The following is a 16920-nucleotide window of genomic DNA, read 5'->3' as shown; positions in this document are numbered from 1 at the left end:
ACCCACCTAGCGCTAACGCACTTGAGGAAGGTGTCTTCTCGCCCTAAAGCGATAAATATGATTGTTCTAAAAGAGCTCACGTGTTGATTTTAAATTTCAATTTCAATACACTGAGCTTTTTTTATTTTCATTACAAATAAACACGACTAAATGGATGAAAAACCGGAAAGTTTCAATTTTTACTTGAGTTTATCGCCAACTCTTTTTATACTTAGGGTTATTGATTATTTATGAAGGATGACTTTTATGACAACGGCAAAACAACAGGTTCATGTGACACTTGATACAACGATTACTGAAGACGGTCATACCCAAAAGGAATCAGTACGGGTAATGGGTGAAGTGATGGGTCTTGGAATGAAGCGGATGATTACGTTCACAGAAATAAACGATCAAGATGAATCAATCGATACGGTGATGATGCTCAGTGATGATAAAGTGACATTAAAACGCACCGGTGCGATTCAGATGTCGCAACAATTTATTGAAAGTAAAAAAACAGAAAGCCATTATCAACATCCATTGATGCGGTTTCGGATAGAGACGTATACCGACACGATTGAATACAGCTATAAAGAAAGTGACGCCGCTCTATCATTAACGATGCGTTATCGCACCGTCATCGACGGAGAAGGCGAACGGACACATACATTAAACTTACAAATAAAAGGAGAATCAGACGCATGAGTATTAGCCAACAGGTCAAACAGACGTTAAAAGAAGAAATTAAACAAGCCGTCATCCAATCAGGTCTTGCGACAGAGGATCAGATTCCTGATGTGGTACTAGAGAAACCGAAAGAAAAAGATCATGGGGATTATGCGACAAACGTCGCGATGCAGTTAGCGCGGGTCGCTAAAAAAGCGCCACGTCAAATCGCAGAAGCGATTGTGGAACATTTAAATAAAGAAAAAGCGTATGTCACGAAGATTGACATTGCTGGTCCTGGTTTTATTAACTTCTTTATGGATAACCGTTATTTAACACAAGTCATCACAGAAGTGTTAGACCAAAAAGAAAACTACGGCCGCTCTAACAGTGGACAAGGTGAGAAAATTCAAGTGGAGTTTGTCTCAGCGAACCCAACCGGTGACCTACACTTAGGTCATGCGCGTGGGGCAAGTGTCGGCGACTCGCTTTGTCACTTACTTGACTGGGCTGGTTATGATGTTGAGCGTGAATACTACATTAACGATGCCGGTAACCAAATCAATAACTTAGCGCTTTCAGTTGAAGCGCGTTACATGCAAGCATTAGGTGAAGACTTCCCTATGCCAGAAGACGGCTATCACGGCAAAGATATTTTAACGATTGGTGATGAGCTGAAAGACGCTTACGGTGATAAGTTTGTGAATATGGACCGTGAGGAACGTCTCGCTTTCTTTAGAGACTATGGTTTGAAGTTTGAACTGAAAAAGCTAGAACAAGATTTAGCGGACTTTCGCGTTCACTTTGATCACTGGTTTAGTGAAACATCGCTATATACAGACGAGAAGATTAAACCAGCACTCGCGTTATTAAAAGAAAAAGGTCATACGTACGAAGAAGATGGAGCCACGTGGTTTAGAACAACCGACTTTGGCGACGATAAAGACCGGGTCTTAATTAAAAACGACGGTAGCTATACGTATTTAACACCGGATATTAGTTATCATAAAAACAAACTTGATCGTGGTTTTAATAAATTAATTAACATTTGGGGTGCCGACCACCACGGTTATATTCCAAGAATGAAAGCGGCGATTCAAGCGCTTGGTTATACACCAGATACGCTCGAAGTCGAGATCATTCAAATGGTCAACTTATTTGAAAACGGTGAAAAAGTTAAGATGAGTAAGCGAACGGGTAAAGCGGTAACGTTACGCGAATTGATGGAAGAGGTCGGTATTGATGCGGTACGTTATTTCTTCGTTATGCGTTCAAGTGATGCCCACTTAGATTTTGATATGGATCTTGCGAAATCGGAATCCAATGAAAACCCTGTTTATTATGTTCAATATGCACATGCGCGTATTTGTACGTTACTTAAACAAGCGACAGAAAAAGGATTCAGTATTGACGCCTCAAACGTTGAAGCAGAAATTCAATCTGAAAAAGGCATCGACTTACTGAAACACTTAGGTGACTTCGAAGAAGTCATCGCTGAAGCAGCGGCTAACCGTACACCACACCGCATGACAAGTTATGTATTTGATTTAGCACAGCTGTTACACAGTTACTACAATCAAGAAAAAGTCTTAGATGATTCAAACAAACAAAAAACTGAAGCACGTCTTGCTTTAATGGATGCAGTTCGCATCACCATTAAGAACGCTTTAGCGATCATCGGCGTTAACGCTCCAGAACAAATGTAAAACGGTCGTGTATAGTTAAATAAAAGAAGCATGTGTGCGTATGAAAATTCTCATATCAAACACATGCTTTTTTGTTTGGCTATCAGTTATGACAGGGTAACTATCTTTAGAGAAAACGGCAACAGGTGTTAATTTTTCCTGTTTTCTGAAATAAAAATGATGCATTTTCAGACTGTATGCGTTAACATAGAAGACAATAAATGAAGAAGTGAGGTAAGAAGGATGCAGAAAGTAGTGTTTTTTGTTGGAGTGGCAGGAACAGGTAAAACAACGGTCGCGGAAAAAGCGGTCAAGCATATTCCTGCGGCCTTTCTCGATCGTGATACGGTAGGCGGACGCTTCGTCGAAGCGTTTTTAGAAAAGGAAGGATTAGACCCAGATGATAGAGACTCAGGGTACTATAAAGAAAACTTGCGAGATTTAGAATACGATGCGACAAAAGATATTTGTATTGAAAATATCCGTGTTGGCCAAAACGTCTTTATGATCTCACCATTTACTTCAGAGCTTAAGAGTAATCAGTGGATGGAAGACTTATTGAGTCAGGCAGGAAAAACGAAAGCTGACGTCGATGTGAAAGTCGTTGTTGTGACGCTTGACGATATCGACCAGCAAAAATCTCGGATCCAAGGACGCGGGACAGAAAGAGACTCGTGGAAGTTAGACAACTGGACGAGCTATGAGAATCGTGTAAATTTTGTTCCGGAAATCAACTGGAATATTAGTGATGACGATATCCTCATCTTCGATAATTCTGGTGATTTAACTGATAAAAAGGTGAAAGCTGTCGTTGATTTTATTCGCCAATAAAAAAATGCCCTTTTTTCATTAATCAATGAACTAGAACGGTTGCTTTTTACTAATACTACCCCTATAATGTACTGGTGGTAAAACAACACACATATTTTAGGCTAACGCAAAGATTGATTAATAATTGATATAAAGGGAGTGTACGACGGTGAGTGAACTAAATATCAACCGTGAACAACTAGAGAAATATTCAATGATTGAAATGGCTGTTGCTTTGTTAAAACAAGAGAAAAAAGCGATGAACTATCGTGATATCTTTGAAGAAATTACTGAATTAAAACAATTAGACAGTGCAGAACGTGATGAAGCTTTTGCCCAGTTCTACACAGATTTAAACTTAGATGGTCGTTTTCTTTATTTAGGTCAAGGCATCTGGGGATTAAAAGTATGGTACCCAGTTGATCAAATCGATGAAGAAATTACGGAAGAACCGAAAAAGAAAAAGAAAAAGAAAAAAGCGAAGAAAAAAGAAGTTGAACCATCGATTGATCATCCAGTAGAAGAAGAGGAAGAAGATTTAACCGAAATCCCGATCGACTTTATCGCCAAAAGTGATGATGAAGATGAGGATGACGACGACCTTGAACTTGATGAACTCGACGATGATGATCTCTTTGACGACGATGACGATGAAGAAGATTATGATGAAGACGAAGACGAAGACGATGATGATGAGACAGAAGATGACGACGATGAGGAAGAAGAGAAGTAAGTATTGTTAAGTTGGATAGTGATGCGTTTTAAAAACGTATTGCTATCCTTTTTTTCATGTGGCCATTTAGCTATTTAGTAGCCATTCAATCACTAAAAAATCACAGAATATTATAAAAGTATCGCTTTTCGTGATATTATTATAGAAATTGTTTATAAGAATCAGGGGGAAGAGTTATGTCCAATTGTTGCCATCCTAAAAAACAAAACCATCGTTTGAATAATCTCAAATCACATCAATCAACTCCCTTACAAACAAAGAGTCCGAAAAATCTTGATAAAATGATAGAAATTAAAGGTGGAGAATTTATCATGGGGACTGACGATGCTGATGGTTTTAAAGAGGATAATGAAGGTCCTAAGCGACTTGTCAAAGTAGAGTCTTTTTTAATTGATAAAACAGTCGTCACAAATCAGGATTTTAAAGAATTTGTAGACGATACAGGTTATGTTACAGAATCTGAGCAATTTGGTTGGTCCTTTGTTTTTAATCAGCTAATTACTAAATTTGATAGTTGTACAATGACCGAAGTACCGGGTCTGCCTTGGTGGCTAGCTGTTAAAAAAGCGACATGGTTCCAACCTGAAGGCCCTGATAGTACGATCACTAATCGATTAGATCATCCGGTTGTCCATGTGTCTTGGAATGATGCCGTGGCTTACGCTGCATGGGCGGGGAAAAGACTTCCCACAGAAAAAGAATGGGAATACGCAGCTCGAGGTGGATTAGAACAGAATAAATATCCTTGGGGAAATGAATTGACACCTAACGGGGAACATTATTGTAATATTTGGCAAGGGGAATTCCCGAAAAAAAATAGTTTAGCTGATGGCTATCTAGGAACTGCCCCTGCTAAATCATTCCCTCCAAACGGCTATGGTTTGTATAATATGTCAGGGAATGTATGGGAGTGGTGTCGTGATCGTTTTGACGCCTTATCAAACAAAATAGAGAGAGGATACGTCACACGAGGTGGATCATTTCTTTGTCATCATTCTTATTGTAACCGGTATCGAGTAGCAGCTAGAACCGCTAATACGCCGGATAGTTCAGCAAGTAATATTGGTTTTAGATGCGTAGCAGACTTAAGTTAAGTGAGGGTGGATTAACGATGAAGTTAGAGCAGATGATTAATGAAAACTATCGATTGTTTAGTGAAGGAGATGAATTATTAGCAAGATACATTTTAAATCATAAAGATAGTATTCCTCAGCTAAGCATCACAGATTTGGCAGAAAGATGTTTAAGTTCCAAGTCGTCTATTTTAAGGTTTTCACAAAAAATAGGTTTTTCTGGTTATACAGAATTTAAGAATTATATTCGATGGGAAATTTTAAATCAAATAAACCGGGAAAATGAACAGGATTATGGAGATATCATAAAGAGTCAAATAGAAAAAACAATTGATGGCATTGAAATCGAATACCTTAAAGAAGTTGTTAGAAGGATTGATCAAAGCCGGAACGTGTATATCGCTGGTACAGGGGTGTTACATCAAAATATGGCAGCGGAACTACAGCGTGTATTTTTAGGGGTTGGAAAGAATTTGCAAGTTATTCCTCTTGATATCAATTCAAGTCTCCATCAATTAGTTGTAGAACAAATGACAGATGAGGATATGTTTATCATTTTTTCTAGTTCAGGAAATAATCCCGTAATTAAAGATTCCCTATCTATCCCCCTAATTAAAGAAGTAAAGATTCTAGGTATTACTGCTAGTAAGTCAAATTGGTTAGCAACACATGCGCACTATAATATTCATGTTTATTCAGAAGATGATCGCCGAACAGGTGTAACTAATATTTTCTCATCTAGCTCATTCTATTGTATCATTGAACTTTTGATTTTTTATTATTCGGATTATAAGGTAAATGAAAAATAAAATAGGATCATAATTAGTTTCACAGTAATAATAGCCATCTTCGCTTTAAAGTTAAAGTATAGAACGAAGATTGGCTTTTTTTTGCATTCATTGCATTTATATAGATTGTTCCCAACGGATGAAACCGCTTCCCGAAACTGAAGTATGAGCTAGGAAATGTCCGCTATTCAATATATACTCAGAATAAGTTGCGCGACTTAATCGATTTTAAAAGGAGAAAGAAAGATGGATTATAAATTAATTGCAAAAGAGATCATAAACCTTTCGGGTGGATCAGATAACTTTAATCATGTCACTAATTGTATGACGCGTGTTCGGATTAATTATAAAGATTTATCTAAAGTCAATTTAGAAGAAATCAAGAATTTGACAGGCGTTCAAGGAATCAACCAAGCTGAATCGACACAGATTATTGTTGGACCAGGTAAAAGTGAAAAGATTCGGGCAGAACTTGAAAATATATTAAATATTAGTGTGGATACAGATAATCCAACCGAAAAACAAGTTTTTTTGAAAACGCTGTCTAATATTTTCGTACCAGCCTTACCTGCCATTATTGCTTCAGGTGTATCAATGGGTGTGAATAACATTATTAAAGGAATGGCTGATGCGAAAGTTATCAATGATGGTATTCAAGCAACAGGAGTGTTATCGGCACAGCAAGTGGCACTTGATGGATGGAACATTCTAGAACTTAGTACGTTTTTAAGTATTGTAGGAAACGCTACATTTGCATTCTTAGCTATTTATATTGGTATTACGGCAGCAAGAGTATTTAAAACGGATATGATTCTAGGTGGAATTCTTGGTGCGATAACGATTGCGGGAGAATTAAGTGTTTTAGGCCTTCAAAGTGGACAGGGTGGTCTATTTGGTGTTATATTCGGGGTCTTTTTATTAGCAAAAATTCAAAAGCTTCTAAGAAAAGTTATTCCTGATATTTTAGATGTGGTACTCACCCCGACATTCACTATTTTAATTACAGGTGGCCTTTATTTAATAGCGATTATGCCTATAGCAGGTTTTCTATCCGATTTGTTAATTGATGGAATTATGTGGATCTTAGACGTTAGTGGTATTTTAGGTGGCTTTGTCTTATCCGCTGTATTTCCAAGTTTAATCGCTACAGGTCTTCACCATGGATTAGCGCCGATTCATATGGAATTACTTAACACAACAGGGACAACACCAATATTCACAGTTCAAGTAATGAGTAATGCTGGATTAGTTGGTGCGGGGTTAGCTATTTTACTCTTATCAAAAGATCCTAAGGTTAAAGAGATTGCAAAAGGTGCGATACCAACAACCTTCTTAGCTGTTGGTGAGCCGACGATGTATGGTGTTGTTATCCCCTCTGGCTTTGGATTTATTACGGCATCTATTGGTGCTGGTTTTGGTGGTATGATGATTCGTTTACTTGATGTTCAAGCATCAGCCATTGGTGCTGCGGGTATGTCAGCTTTACCGTTAATTGCTAATGGCGCTTATATAAATTATTTGTTAAGCTATGCCGTCGGTTTAATCGCCGCGTTTATTTTAACTTATGGTGTAGGTAAAGCAAAAAAATATCACTAGGATACAATAAAAAATCATTTGATTTTTCCTTAAGATAGATAAGGATTTGGACATAGTTATCGTTAATTAAACGGCTAGAATAGCCAGATAACCAAGTATGCGTTTGTAGAAGTATTGATGCAGAGGAAAGAAGATACATTAATGTAAAGAAATCTTTTAAACCGGCGGATTAAAGAGTAATAACTAAAACGGATGGATTGGGAAGGTGATTATTCTTGTTTGATCACACAAGATAAATGGTTTATAAGGACTTGATATAACCAAAAGAAGATGACTGCAAAAAGTGATCTTCTTTTGGACAATATGGTCATATGCCTTACCGACAGGGGTTGTTGACCATGTTATAGGAACGACTTGATCGGTTCATATCAAAGACACACTTTATCTATAAAAAAAGTGAGACAAGAGGCTTTATTAATTTAAGAAAGGATAATGAATATGCGCGTAATAAATATAATGTTTGATACTTTGAAGCGAAATTATTTAAATGCTTATGAAAAAAGTGACGTTCACACACCGAACTTTGATCGACTAGCAGAAAAGACCGTTCAATTTAATAACTTTTTCGCGGGAAGTTTGCCTTGCATGCCGGCGCGCCGAGATCTTCATACAGGGCGATATAATTTCCTGCACAGAGGATGGGGCCCTATTGAACCCTTTGATGATTCTACTCCGGAGATTCTGCGTCAAAATGGTATTTATACACACCTAGTTACGGATCATAAGCATTATTGGCGTGATGGAGGGGCAACATATCACCCAAGATATTCAACGTATGAATTGATTAGAGGACAAGAAGGCGATAGTTGGAAAGCAAGAGTAACAAAAAATTATCATATCGATGCCTATCATAAGATGGATGAGGAGGGAAAACAACGCAAAGTCACAAGCGTCAACCAAGACTTTGTTAATCGATCTTATATGCCAACTGAAAAAGAGCATACGATGGCGAGAACATTTGAAGCTGGCTTTGATTTTTTAGAAAACAATGTGACAGAAGATCAATGGTTTCTTCAAATTGAATCATTTGATCCACATGAACCTTTTTTTGTACCGGAAAAATACTTGAACATGTACGGCTTAACCCAAGACGATTTTGATGGTTGGCTCATTTATAGTCATGATGATTTTTCAGCCGAAAAAAGTGCGCTTGTTAAGAAGTTTTATCAAGCACTGATGATAATGTGTGATGCGTATCTCGGTAAAGTTATTGATTTTATGGATGAACATCATATGTGGGAAGACACCATGTTAATTGTGAATACCGATCATGGTCTTTTGTTAGGTGAACATGAGTGGTGGGGAAAAAATATTATGCCGATTTATAATGAAGTGGCGCATCTGCCATTCTTTATTTGGTACCCGCAGTTAGAAAAAAGTGGTGAAGAAGTTAATCAGCTTGCTCAAACGATTGATATTCCGGCTACCATTCTTGATTTCTTTGACATCGAGCTACCAGAAAATATGAAAGGAAAACCTTTAAGAAAAATAATAGAAGATGGTGAAGACATTCATGAGGCGGGTCTATTTGGTGTCTTTGGTGGCATATTGAATATAACGGATGCTGAATACGTCTATATGCGGGCACCTGTACCAGGTCAAGAGCATCAACTAAATGAATATACGCTTATGCCAACGCGAATTAACCGGCGCTTTATGGCTAGTGAATTAGATGACATGAGTCTAACAGATGCCTTTACATTCACTAAAGGTGTCAATGTGCTAAAAGTACCCATGAAATCACCTATTGGGAAAGAGTTTCAGCGTTTTGGTCATAAACTATTTCATTATCAATCCGACCCTAAACAAGAACAACCTATCTTAAATGCGATGATAGAATGGTCAATGATTCAAAAAATGAAGCAATTAATGATGGACAATGAAGCACCCGAATCATTGTATCGCTACTATGGGTTAGATCAACTTCATTCTGTTGAGGATGTTAGACAAGAGCAACAACGTAATATAAAGGTTGAACATATTGAATTAGATGGGATAACACTATTAAACCAGCAACTAAAAGAGGCTTATTTATCCGTTTATCGTAGTCTAGAAAATCAAAAAACTCGCGAACAGTTTAGAGAAGACTTGTCACAAAAAGCGAATGAGCCAGTAACTAAAGAGGATATATCCTCTTGGATTAAACAGCATATTGAAGTGAAAAAACAAGCTTTTCTATTATATCAACTAGAAGTCGTTATGCGTGTTGATTAAATGAGCGAATGATCGTTGATAGCTAAATAAGAAGGAGGGGAGCCTATGCCACTACTAAAGAATAAACTGGCTGGGGTGATGATAAAAACAGTATCAGAAGCTTGTAATCTATCATGTGATTATTGTTACTATAGTCGCTGTCAGGGGAAACCAGGAAACATAAGAACAATGGATTTAACCATGCTTGAAAGATTCATTCAAGAATATTTTGATGTCAATCAAATGTACGCGCCATTTGTCTGGCAAGGAGGTGAACCTCTATTAGCTGGACTAGATTTTTTTGAGACGGTTGTAAAACTTCAACAAAAATATAAAAGAGAACGTCAAGTGGTTCAAAATATGATTCAAACAAATGGCACACTCATAACGAAACGGTGGGCTGAGTTTTTTAAACAGCATAATTTTCTAGTTGGGGTAAGTTTAGATGGCCCTAAGCATTTGCATGATAAACGTCGTGTCACTGCTAATGGTCAAGGTAGTTTCGATGCCGTCATGCGTGGTATTGAAGAATTAAAGGCAAGTGAGGTGCCTTTTAATATTTTAACTGTTTTACATGAAACGAATATCACTTCACCAAAGGACATGTACGCCTTTATTAAGGAACAAAATTTCACGCATGTTCAATTTCTTCCCTGTATGGACTTCATGTCACAACACCCTGATAACTTACCACGCTACCATATAAGTGATATGGAGTATGGTAAGTTTATGAGTGATATCTTTGATGAATGGTATAATGCTGGTCAACCTGAGGTCTCGATTCGCTTTTTTGAAAATACACTTGCTGCCCATATGAATCAAAAGCAAGAGTTTTGTCAACTGAATCAACATTGTCCTAAAATGCTAGTACTTGAGCAAAATGGCGAGGCGTATCCATGTGATTTTTACATTCATCCGGATTATAAATTAGGTCATATATCTGAAGATCGCTTAGAAGATATAATAAATCATCCGACGTGGGCACAATTTTCGACAATGAAAAAGAATTTACCAGATCAGTGTCAGAGCTGCGACTTTCTAACATACTGCCATGGTGGTTGTCCTCGAAATAGAGGAAGTCAACATTTACAAACAACAGATTATTTCTGTGAAGGGTATAAGCAAATTTTCCGACATAGTCATGAAAGACTAGAATTTTTAGCAGAACAGTTACGTAAAGGGGATTACCAACCAAGCATTTGAAAAAAAGTTAAGGGGTTTATTATGGCTGTTATATATTTTTTAGTCGCATTAGTCGCGACACTTCTAGGGTCACTTGCAGGTCTTGGTGGCGGGGTGATTATAAAGCCTATTTTAGATTTACTAGGTGATTTTGATCTAGCAACCATTAGTATCTTATCATCGGTCACCGTTTTATCAATGGCCGTTGTTTCTATGTTTAAGTTAAAAACAGCGGGTTATAGGTTTAATCGTCAATTAACAGTATTGATTGCTTCAGGTTCTATAATAGGGGGAGTGATGGGACAACTATCTTTTAGGTATCTGATACATTTATTCCCGAATTTAGGAGAGATGCAATCACTTATGTTAGTGGTCGTGATGGGTATCATCTTCTTTATGTATAATTTTTCGCCGTCGATTAATAGACAGGGGCCAATAAGCAAGTTATTGATCTTTACAATAGGGTTATTACTAGGGGCATTGTCTGCTTTTTTAGGTATCGGTGGTGGACCGTTAAATGTGGTGATCCTTCATTTATTGTTTTTTATGTCTCCTAGGGAAGCGAGTGCACACTCTGTATTAATCATATTATTTGCACAGATGGCTTCCGTGATTTCTCTTCTTGCAAGTGGTCAATTTATTATTGAAACGTATGACATTCTGATTATTATGGTTTTTGGTGGCATTTTAGGAGGTTGGATAGGAGCAAAATTATCGCCTCTTGTGTCCAATCAACGGATACGTTATATGTTTAATGTTACCATTATTTTGATTGCTCTCATAAATATTAATAATATTTTATGAGGAAGGTGTATTTCATAGCTCAATTAAAGCTCATTTCGAAGAAAAATATCTTAAGCGCATTTTGCGATTGTTTTAAGCCAAAATAAGTATAACAGAAACCTTGATTTCATGCGTGTTTCACCGTAGAATTTTACTTGGGCTCAATCAAGATCTATTTTTTTCGTCTCCCGCTGTTTGGGAGGCGATTTTTTTGTTTCATTGCCTCTTTAAATAGACATAGTAAATAGATGGAGGGAAAAACAATGACAAAGTATATTTTTGTAACAGGTGGCGTTGTATCATCAATTGGGAAAGGGATCGTCGCAGCATCACTTGGCCGCTTGCTTAAAAATCGGGGGCTTAGCGTAACGATTCAAAAGTTTGATCCATACATAAACGTTGACCCGGGTACGATGAGTCCTTATCAACACGGTGAAGTATTTGTCACTGATGACGGGGCAGAAACAGATTTAGACTTAGGTCACTATGAACGTTTTATTGATATTAATTTATCTAAGCTATCGAATATTACTACCGGAAGGGTTTACTCTAGTGTGATTAGAAAAGAACGTCGGGGTGATTATTTAGGTGGGACAGTCCAAGTCATCCCTCATATTACGAATGAAATAAAAGACCAAGTATTTAGAACAGGTAAACAAACGGGGGCCGATATTGTTATTACGGAAATCGGCGGGACTGTCGGTGATATTGAATCACTGCCATTTCTAGAAGCGATTCGTCAAATAAAGTCGGATGTCGGAAAAGACGATGTGTTATATATTCACACGACGCTTGTACCGTATATTAAAGCAGCTGGGGAATTAAAAACAAAGCCGACACAACACTCAGTAAAAGAACTGCGGTCATTAGGGATTCAACCAGATGTGATTGTCCTTCGCTCAGAACGAGAAGTAACCGAAGATATGAAAGAAAAAATTGCGCTCTTTTGTGATATTAACGTCAAGAATGTGATAGAGTCACGGGATGCTAAAACGTTGTACCATATCCCACTCATGTTAAAAGACCAAGGATTAGATAAAATCACGTGTGAGCACTTTAAACTATCGACAGAAGAACCGAATATGACCGAATGGATTGAATTAGCGGAGCGTGTGGCTAATTTAACCGGAACGGTACGTATTGCTTTAGTCGGTAAATATGTAGAGTTACCAGATGCGTACTTATCGGTTGTGGAAGCATTAAAACATGCCGGTTATCCGAATGATGTCGATATCGAGATTGACTGGATTAATGCCGATACGGTCACGACAGACACGGTCGCCCAGATGCTAAAAACAGCGGATGGCATTCTTGTCCCAGGTGGTTTTGGTGACCGGGGAATTGAAGGGAAAATTGAAGCCATTCGCTACGCGCGCCAGCAACAAATTCCGTTTCTCGGGATTTGTCTCGGCATGCAGCTGGCGACGGTTGAATATGCTCGTCATGTGTTAGGTTATTCAGATGCTCACTCGGCAGAGATTAACCCAACAACGACCCATCCAATGATTGATCTTTTACCAGAACAAAAAGATGTGGAAGACCTCGGTGGAACACTTAGGTTAGGACTTTACCCTTGTCAGTTACAGTCAGCGACAAAAGTCAGACAAGCTTACGGGGAAGATTTAATTTATGAGCGTCACCGTCACCGTTATGAGTTCAATAATACGTATAGAAGTGAGATGGAAAACGCAGGCTTCATCTTTTCTGGTACAAGTCCAGATGGACGTCTAGTCGAAACAATTGAACTAAAAGATCATCCATGGTTTGTCGCCTCACAGTTTCATCCGGAATTTAAATCACGGCCGACGCATGCTCATCCCTTATTTAAAGGTTTTATTGATCATGCGATTCGTTTTAAACAAACACACGAGTAAGACACCTTCACACGTGACAGTGTGAATCATGACACGAAAAGCTGATGATACAGACGATCATCAGCTTTTTTGTATTTTCCGAGAGAAAATGTGAATAATTTTAATGTTTTTTGAAAAAAATGAGAAAATAAGCAGGGAAATTGAAATTGGAAACGAATATTAAAGAAAGAGAAGACATACATGTATAGAAAGTACTTGCTTGTTTAAAAATTAGCTAAACGGAAAGGTGAGAATGATGTATGAAGAGGTTGTTAGTCGTCGATGATCAGGCTGGAATTAGAGGGATGTTGAAGATGTTATTTCAACATTTAGGGTATGACGTCATCCTTAAAGAGACGGGAAAGGAAGCGCTTTGTGTGTATGAAGAGGTGGATGTCATCATTACCGATTATTTACTGTCTGATATGACAGGTGTGGATATTGTTAAGGCGATAAGAGAAAAAAGTCAACGACCGATTGTCGTGATGAGCGGGTTGATTGATGAAGTGAAAAGTAAGTTAAGTGAGAGTGAACAGGTTTATTTCATTGAAAAACCGTTTAGTATTAAAGACATGGAAGCGGTCGTTAAAGAAGCGCTCACAGGCGACGTGGTGTTCAGTGGATAAAATAACGTAAGAAACAAAAAAATGTTCGGGAAATGGTATGAATTTATCGTCAATTTGATGAAATTTTAAAGAGTAAACGCTTACAACGGCAAGCTTTGTCTTGCACCTTTGGGCTTAAATTGGTATGCTTATAGTGTAACCAATCAAACGTTGTAATTGACTGGCTATACAAGCATGTTTAATTTGTGTTAGATATGCTTTATACTACATTTATTTCTTAACTATTTTAAGGAGGAACAATTCATGCCATTAGTATCAATGACAAAAATGTTGCAAGACGCAAACCGAGACGGGTACGCAGTAGGACAATTCAACATCAACAATCTTGAGTATATCCAAGCGATCCTTCAAGCAGCTGAAGATGAAAAATCTCCAGTCATCTTAGGTGTATCTGAAGGCGCAGGGAAATACATGGGTGGTTACGGTGTCGTAGTCGCTATGGTTAAAGCAGTAATGGAAGCACAAGGTACAACAGTACCAGTTGCGATTCACTTAGACCACGGTTCAAGCTTTGAACAATGTGCGAAAGCGATCCATGCTGGTTTCACATCAGTTATGATTGATGCTTCTCACGATCCATTTGATGAAAACATCGCGACAACATCAAAAGTTGTTGAATTAGCACACTTCCACGGCGTATCAGTTGAAGCTGAGCTTGGAACTGTTGGTGGACAAGAAGATGACGTTGTAGGTGATATCATCTATGCTGATCCTAAAGAGTGTAAAGAAATGGTTGAGCGTACAGGTATCGATACTTTAGCTCCAGCACTTGGTTCAGTACACGGTCCTTACAAAGGTGAGCCTAACTTAGGGTTCAAAGAAATGGAAGAAATTAACGCACTTGCGGGTGTTCCTTTAGTTCTTCATGGTGGTACTGGTATCCCAACTAAAGATATCCAAAAAGCGATTTCTTACGGAACTTCTAAGATTAACGTCAACACTGAAAACCAAATCCAACAAACGAAAAAGGTACGTGAAGTATTAGCGGCTAACCCTGATATGATCGACCCTCGTAAATACTTAGGACCATCTCGCGATGCAATCAAAGAAACTGTTATTGGTAAAATGCGTGAATTCGGTTCTTCAAACAAAGCATAATAGTTTGTATATCAAAAGCACTTATCCTTTTAGGGTGAGTGCTTTTTTGCATCTAAAAATGAGTCAGCATCACCCACGTATCGTTATCAAAAATTAAAGAGACCTCTCATAGTGTCTGGCTAGTCATGAAGCTGATGATATAGTAGACTTAACTTAAATAATGACCAGACGGTTACCGAAGTAAACGTCATTGGTAGGGGAGGAGCATGGACATGTTAGATTGTTTTGAGGTAGAAATCACTGGTATAAATCAACACCAACCGTTTTTCGAACAAATCAAACGGGACATCCTCGTGCGCTTAGACGATCCGGTCGATGCGCAAAAGTTAACAGAAGCCGTCATAGAACGGACGAAACAGATGGCGATGTCATCGATTGTATTAAGATACATCTTTAAAGAAACAATAGAGGAAGATCCAACAGCCACAATGACGGAGTATTATCTCCTCGTATTCAAAGACGATGCGATTCATTGCCAAGTCAACACAGAGGGTGTTTATCAGACGACCCATGTCTTAGATGATGATGAGTTAGGTGATTTTTTAAAAGGTCTGTTTGATAAACTCTACGACGCCTTCTAAGTCGTTAAGGTGTGCATGCAATACTTAATCAATAGAAATGAGGCGAGCTTATGTGTACAGTTATCACATGGAAAAGTCACGGCACCTACTTTGGCCGTAATATGGATTTGGATTATCATTTCGGGGAAACCATTGTCGTTGTACCAAGACAGTTTCCACTTGATTTTCATTATGAACCACGTGTAACAACACACCATGCTTTGATTGGTATGGCGAGTATTGTCGATGGAACGCCGCTGTTTAGTGAGGCGATGAATGAATATGGTCTGGCGATGGCGGGACTTAACTTTCCGTCGCAAGTATTTGGCGAAGTAGATGACAATCACATTAATATCACACCATATGAAATCATTCCGTATATTTTAGGGAGATCAACATCTGTACGTGAAGCAAAGACTTATCTTCAGTCGATTCAGTTCATTTCGACGCCCTTTAAAGAAGGATTGCCTGTTCAACCGTTGCATTTCATCTTAAGTGATGAACATGAATCTGTGGTGATTGAATCCACCACGCGTGGGTTAGAGATATATGAAGACACCTTAGGTGTCTTAACGAATCAACCGACATTTGATTTTCATATGACAAACCTGAACCACTATCTCCATCTTAGTCCAAAACAACCAGTGAACACTTTTGATGATGCGCTCGCACTTACACCGTTTGGTCAAGGTGCGGGATCAATCGGCTTACCTGGTGACTCCTCACCGACCTCGCGTTTTGTTCAAGCCGCTTTTTTAAAAGCGCATGCGAAACAAGAACAAGAGGAATCAAAAGCCGTCACCCAGCTGTTTCATATGTTAGACCGTATTAAAATGGTCAAAGGGACAGTCATTCTTCCGAATGACCGATTAGATTTAACGACATATAGTACCGTTATGGCACTTGATACAGGCATGTATTATTACAAAACGTATAATAATAGCCAAATTTCGGCCGTCAGCCTCGATCAAGAAGACCTAGACCAAGATCAGCTCATTCATTATGACTTGATCCAGCAACAACACATTCACTATGTGAACAAGCGCGAACAATCTGATTGATGACCCTTTCATTCAGCCTAAACAGCACCCACACTTTTTTAAATGGGTGCTGTTTATATTGGTTTGACAAAAAGTAGCTAGATTAAGAGAGTGTTCAATGAGGAAGATCAGTCATAGTTTTTTTAAAAAAAATAAGTACCTTGCTTAAACAAAATATTAAAAAGTCATGAGAAAAGCCATATTTACTAGCAACTTCCCCTGTTTATTTGTATAATGGAAATGTCATGGATT

At 38.2% G+C, this 16920-nt stretch carries 15 protein-coding genes; all 15 read left to right on the top strand.

The features are described from left to right. The first annotated feature begins 246 nt into the window (after positions 1 to 246). Positions 247 to 687, top strand: coding sequence for a YwiB family protein (locus tag BM390_RS03010; RefSeq protein ID WP_177220609.1), 441 nt, complete (start codon positions 247 to 249; stop codon positions 685 to 687). Next, positions 684 to 2354 carry an arginine--tRNA ligase gene (gene argS / locus BM390_RS03005; protein ID WP_089852877.1) on the top strand — a complete coding sequence of 557 codons (1671 nt, stop codon included), beginning with the start codon at positions 684 to 686 and terminating at the stop codon, positions 2352 to 2354. Before BM390_RS03010 ends, argS begins: the two co-directional genes overlap by 4 nt. 222 nt (positions 2355 to 2576) lie before the next feature. Beyond that, positions 2577 to 3164, top strand: a complete 588-nt coding sequence (locus BM390_RS03000) for a P-loop nucleotide/nucleoside kinase family protein (RefSeq protein WP_089852876.1) — start codon at positions 2577 to 2579, stop codon at positions 3162 to 3164. Positions 3165 to 3312: 148 nt separating this feature from the next. Further along, positions 3313 to 3876 (top strand): DNA-directed RNA polymerase subunit delta, encoded by a 564-nt coding sequence (rpoE, locus tag BM390_RS02995; protein ID WP_246806776.1) that lies wholly within the window; start codon positions 3313 to 3315, stop codon positions 3874 to 3876. A gap of 176 nt (positions 3877 to 4052) precedes the next feature. Then, positions 4053 to 4970, top strand: a complete 918-nt coding sequence (locus tag BM390_RS02990; RefSeq protein WP_089852875.1) for a formylglycine-generating enzyme family protein — start codon at positions 4053 to 4055, stop codon at positions 4968 to 4970. Positions 4971 to 4987: 17 nt separating this feature from the next. Further along, positions 4988 to 5758: a MurR/RpiR family transcriptional regulator gene (locus BM390_RS02985; RefSeq protein ID WP_177220608.1), complete on the top strand. Its 771-nt coding sequence runs from the start codon at positions 4988 to 4990 to the stop codon at positions 5756 to 5758. 225 nt (positions 5759 to 5983) lie between these two features. Next, complete coding sequence (locus tag BM390_RS02980) at positions 5984 to 7333, top strand: PTS transporter subunit EIIC (protein ID WP_089852873.1); 1350 nt, start codon at positions 5984 to 5986, stop codon at positions 7331 to 7333. A 438-nt stretch (positions 7334 to 7771) separates the two neighbouring features. Then, positions 7772 to 9547 (top strand): sulfatase, encoded by a 1776-nt coding sequence (locus BM390_RS02975; protein WP_089852872.1) that lies wholly within the window; start codon positions 7772 to 7774, stop codon positions 9545 to 9547. Positions 9548 to 9592: 45 nt separating this feature from the next. After that, complete coding sequence (locus BM390_RS02970; RefSeq protein WP_089852871.1) at positions 9593 to 10729, top strand: anaerobic sulfatase maturase; 1137 nt, start codon at positions 9593 to 9595, stop codon at positions 10727 to 10729. Positions 10730 to 10750: 21 nt separating this feature from the next. Further along, entirely contained in the window at positions 10751 to 11512 is a 762-nt protein-coding gene (locus BM390_RS02965) for a sulfite exporter TauE/SafE family protein (protein ID WP_089852870.1), read from the top strand. 242 nt (positions 11513 to 11754) lie between these two features. Then, a complete protein-coding gene (gene pyrG / locus BM390_RS02960) occupies positions 11755 to 13365 on the top strand; it encodes a CTP synthase (RefSeq protein ID WP_089852869.1) in 1611 nt (536 codons plus the stop codon). Positions 13366 to 13604: 239 nt separating this feature from the next. Continuing rightward, positions 13605 to 13970: a response regulator gene (locus tag BM390_RS02955; protein ID WP_062320316.1), complete on the top strand. Its 366-nt coding sequence runs from the start codon at positions 13605 to 13607 to the stop codon at positions 13968 to 13970. Between the two features lie 243 nt (positions 13971 to 14213). Continuing rightward, positions 14214 to 15068, top strand: coding sequence for a class II fructose-bisphosphate aldolase (locus BM390_RS02950; RefSeq protein WP_062320319.1), 855 nt, complete (start codon positions 14214 to 14216; stop codon positions 15066 to 15068). Between the two features lie 212 nt (positions 15069 to 15280). Continuing rightward, the gene (locus BM390_RS02945) at positions 15281 to 15649 is read left to right on the top strand and encodes a hypothetical protein (protein WP_062320321.1); all 369 of its coding nucleotides are present in this window, start codon (positions 15281 to 15283) and stop codon (positions 15647 to 15649) included. A gap of 50 nt (positions 15650 to 15699) precedes the next feature. Beyond that, the gene (bsh, locus tag BM390_RS02940; protein WP_062320323.1) at positions 15700 to 16689 is read left to right on the top strand and encodes a choloylglycine hydrolase; all 990 of its coding nucleotides are present in this window, start codon (positions 15700 to 15702) and stop codon (positions 16687 to 16689) included. Positions 16690 to 16920: the final 231 nt, after the last annotated feature.

The sequence above is a fragment of the Halolactibacillus miurensis genome (genome assembly GCF_900116255.1).
Taxonomy (GTDB): Bacteria; Bacillota; Bacilli; order Bacillales; family Amphibacillaceae; genus Halolactibacillus; species Halolactibacillus miurensis.
The sequence above is the reverse complement of the archived record's forward strand: the minus strand, read 5'-3'. Positions and strand labels throughout refer to the sequence as shown.

Coding starts and splice junctions, on each gene's coding strand:
- BM390_RS02945 (WP_062320321.1), top strand. CDS start 15,281: ATGTTAGATTGTTTTGAGGTAGAAATCACTGGTATAAATCAACACCAA.
- BM390_RS02980 (WP_089852873.1), top strand. CDS start 5,984: ATGGATTATAAATTAATTGCAAAAGAGATCATAAACCTTTCGGGTGGA.
- BM390_RS02950 (WP_062320319.1), top strand. CDS start 14,214: ATGCCATTAGTATCAATGACAAAAATGTTGCAAGACGCAAACCGAGAC.
- BM390_RS03000 (WP_089852876.1), top strand. CDS start 2,577: ATGCAGAAAGTAGTGTTTTTTGTTGGAGTGGCAGGAACAGGTAAAACA.
- BM390_RS02990 (WP_089852875.1), top strand. CDS start 4,053: ATGTCCAATTGTTGCCATCCTAAAAAACAAAACCATCGTTTGAATAAT.
- bsh (WP_062320323.1), top strand. CDS start 15,700: ATGTGTACAGTTATCACATGGAAAAGTCACGGCACCTACTTTGGCCGT.
- BM390_RS02975 (WP_089852872.1), top strand. CDS start 7,772: ATGCGCGTAATAAATATAATGTTTGATACTTTGAAGCGAAATTATTTA.
- BM390_RS02985 (WP_177220608.1), top strand. CDS start 4,988: ATGAAGTTAGAGCAGATGATTAATGAAAACTATCGATTGTTTAGTGAA.
- pyrG (WP_089852869.1), top strand. CDS start 11,755: ATGACAAAGTATATTTTTGTAACAGGTGGCGTTGTATCATCAATTGGG.
- argS (WP_089852877.1), top strand. CDS start 684: ATGAGTATTAGCCAACAGGTCAAACAGACGTTAAAAGAAGAAATTAAA.
- BM390_RS02970 (WP_089852871.1), top strand. CDS start 9,593: ATGCCACTACTAAAGAATAAACTGGCTGGGGTGATGATAAAAACAGTA.
- BM390_RS02965 (WP_089852870.1), top strand. CDS start 10,751: ATGGCTGTTATATATTTTTTAGTCGCATTAGTCGCGACACTTCTAGGG.
- BM390_RS03010 (WP_177220609.1), top strand. CDS start 247: ATGACAACGGCAAAACAACAGGTTCATGTGACACTTGATACAACGATT.
- BM390_RS02955 (WP_062320316.1), top strand. CDS start 13,605: ATGAAGAGGTTGTTAGTCGTCGATGATCAGGCTGGAATTAGAGGGATG.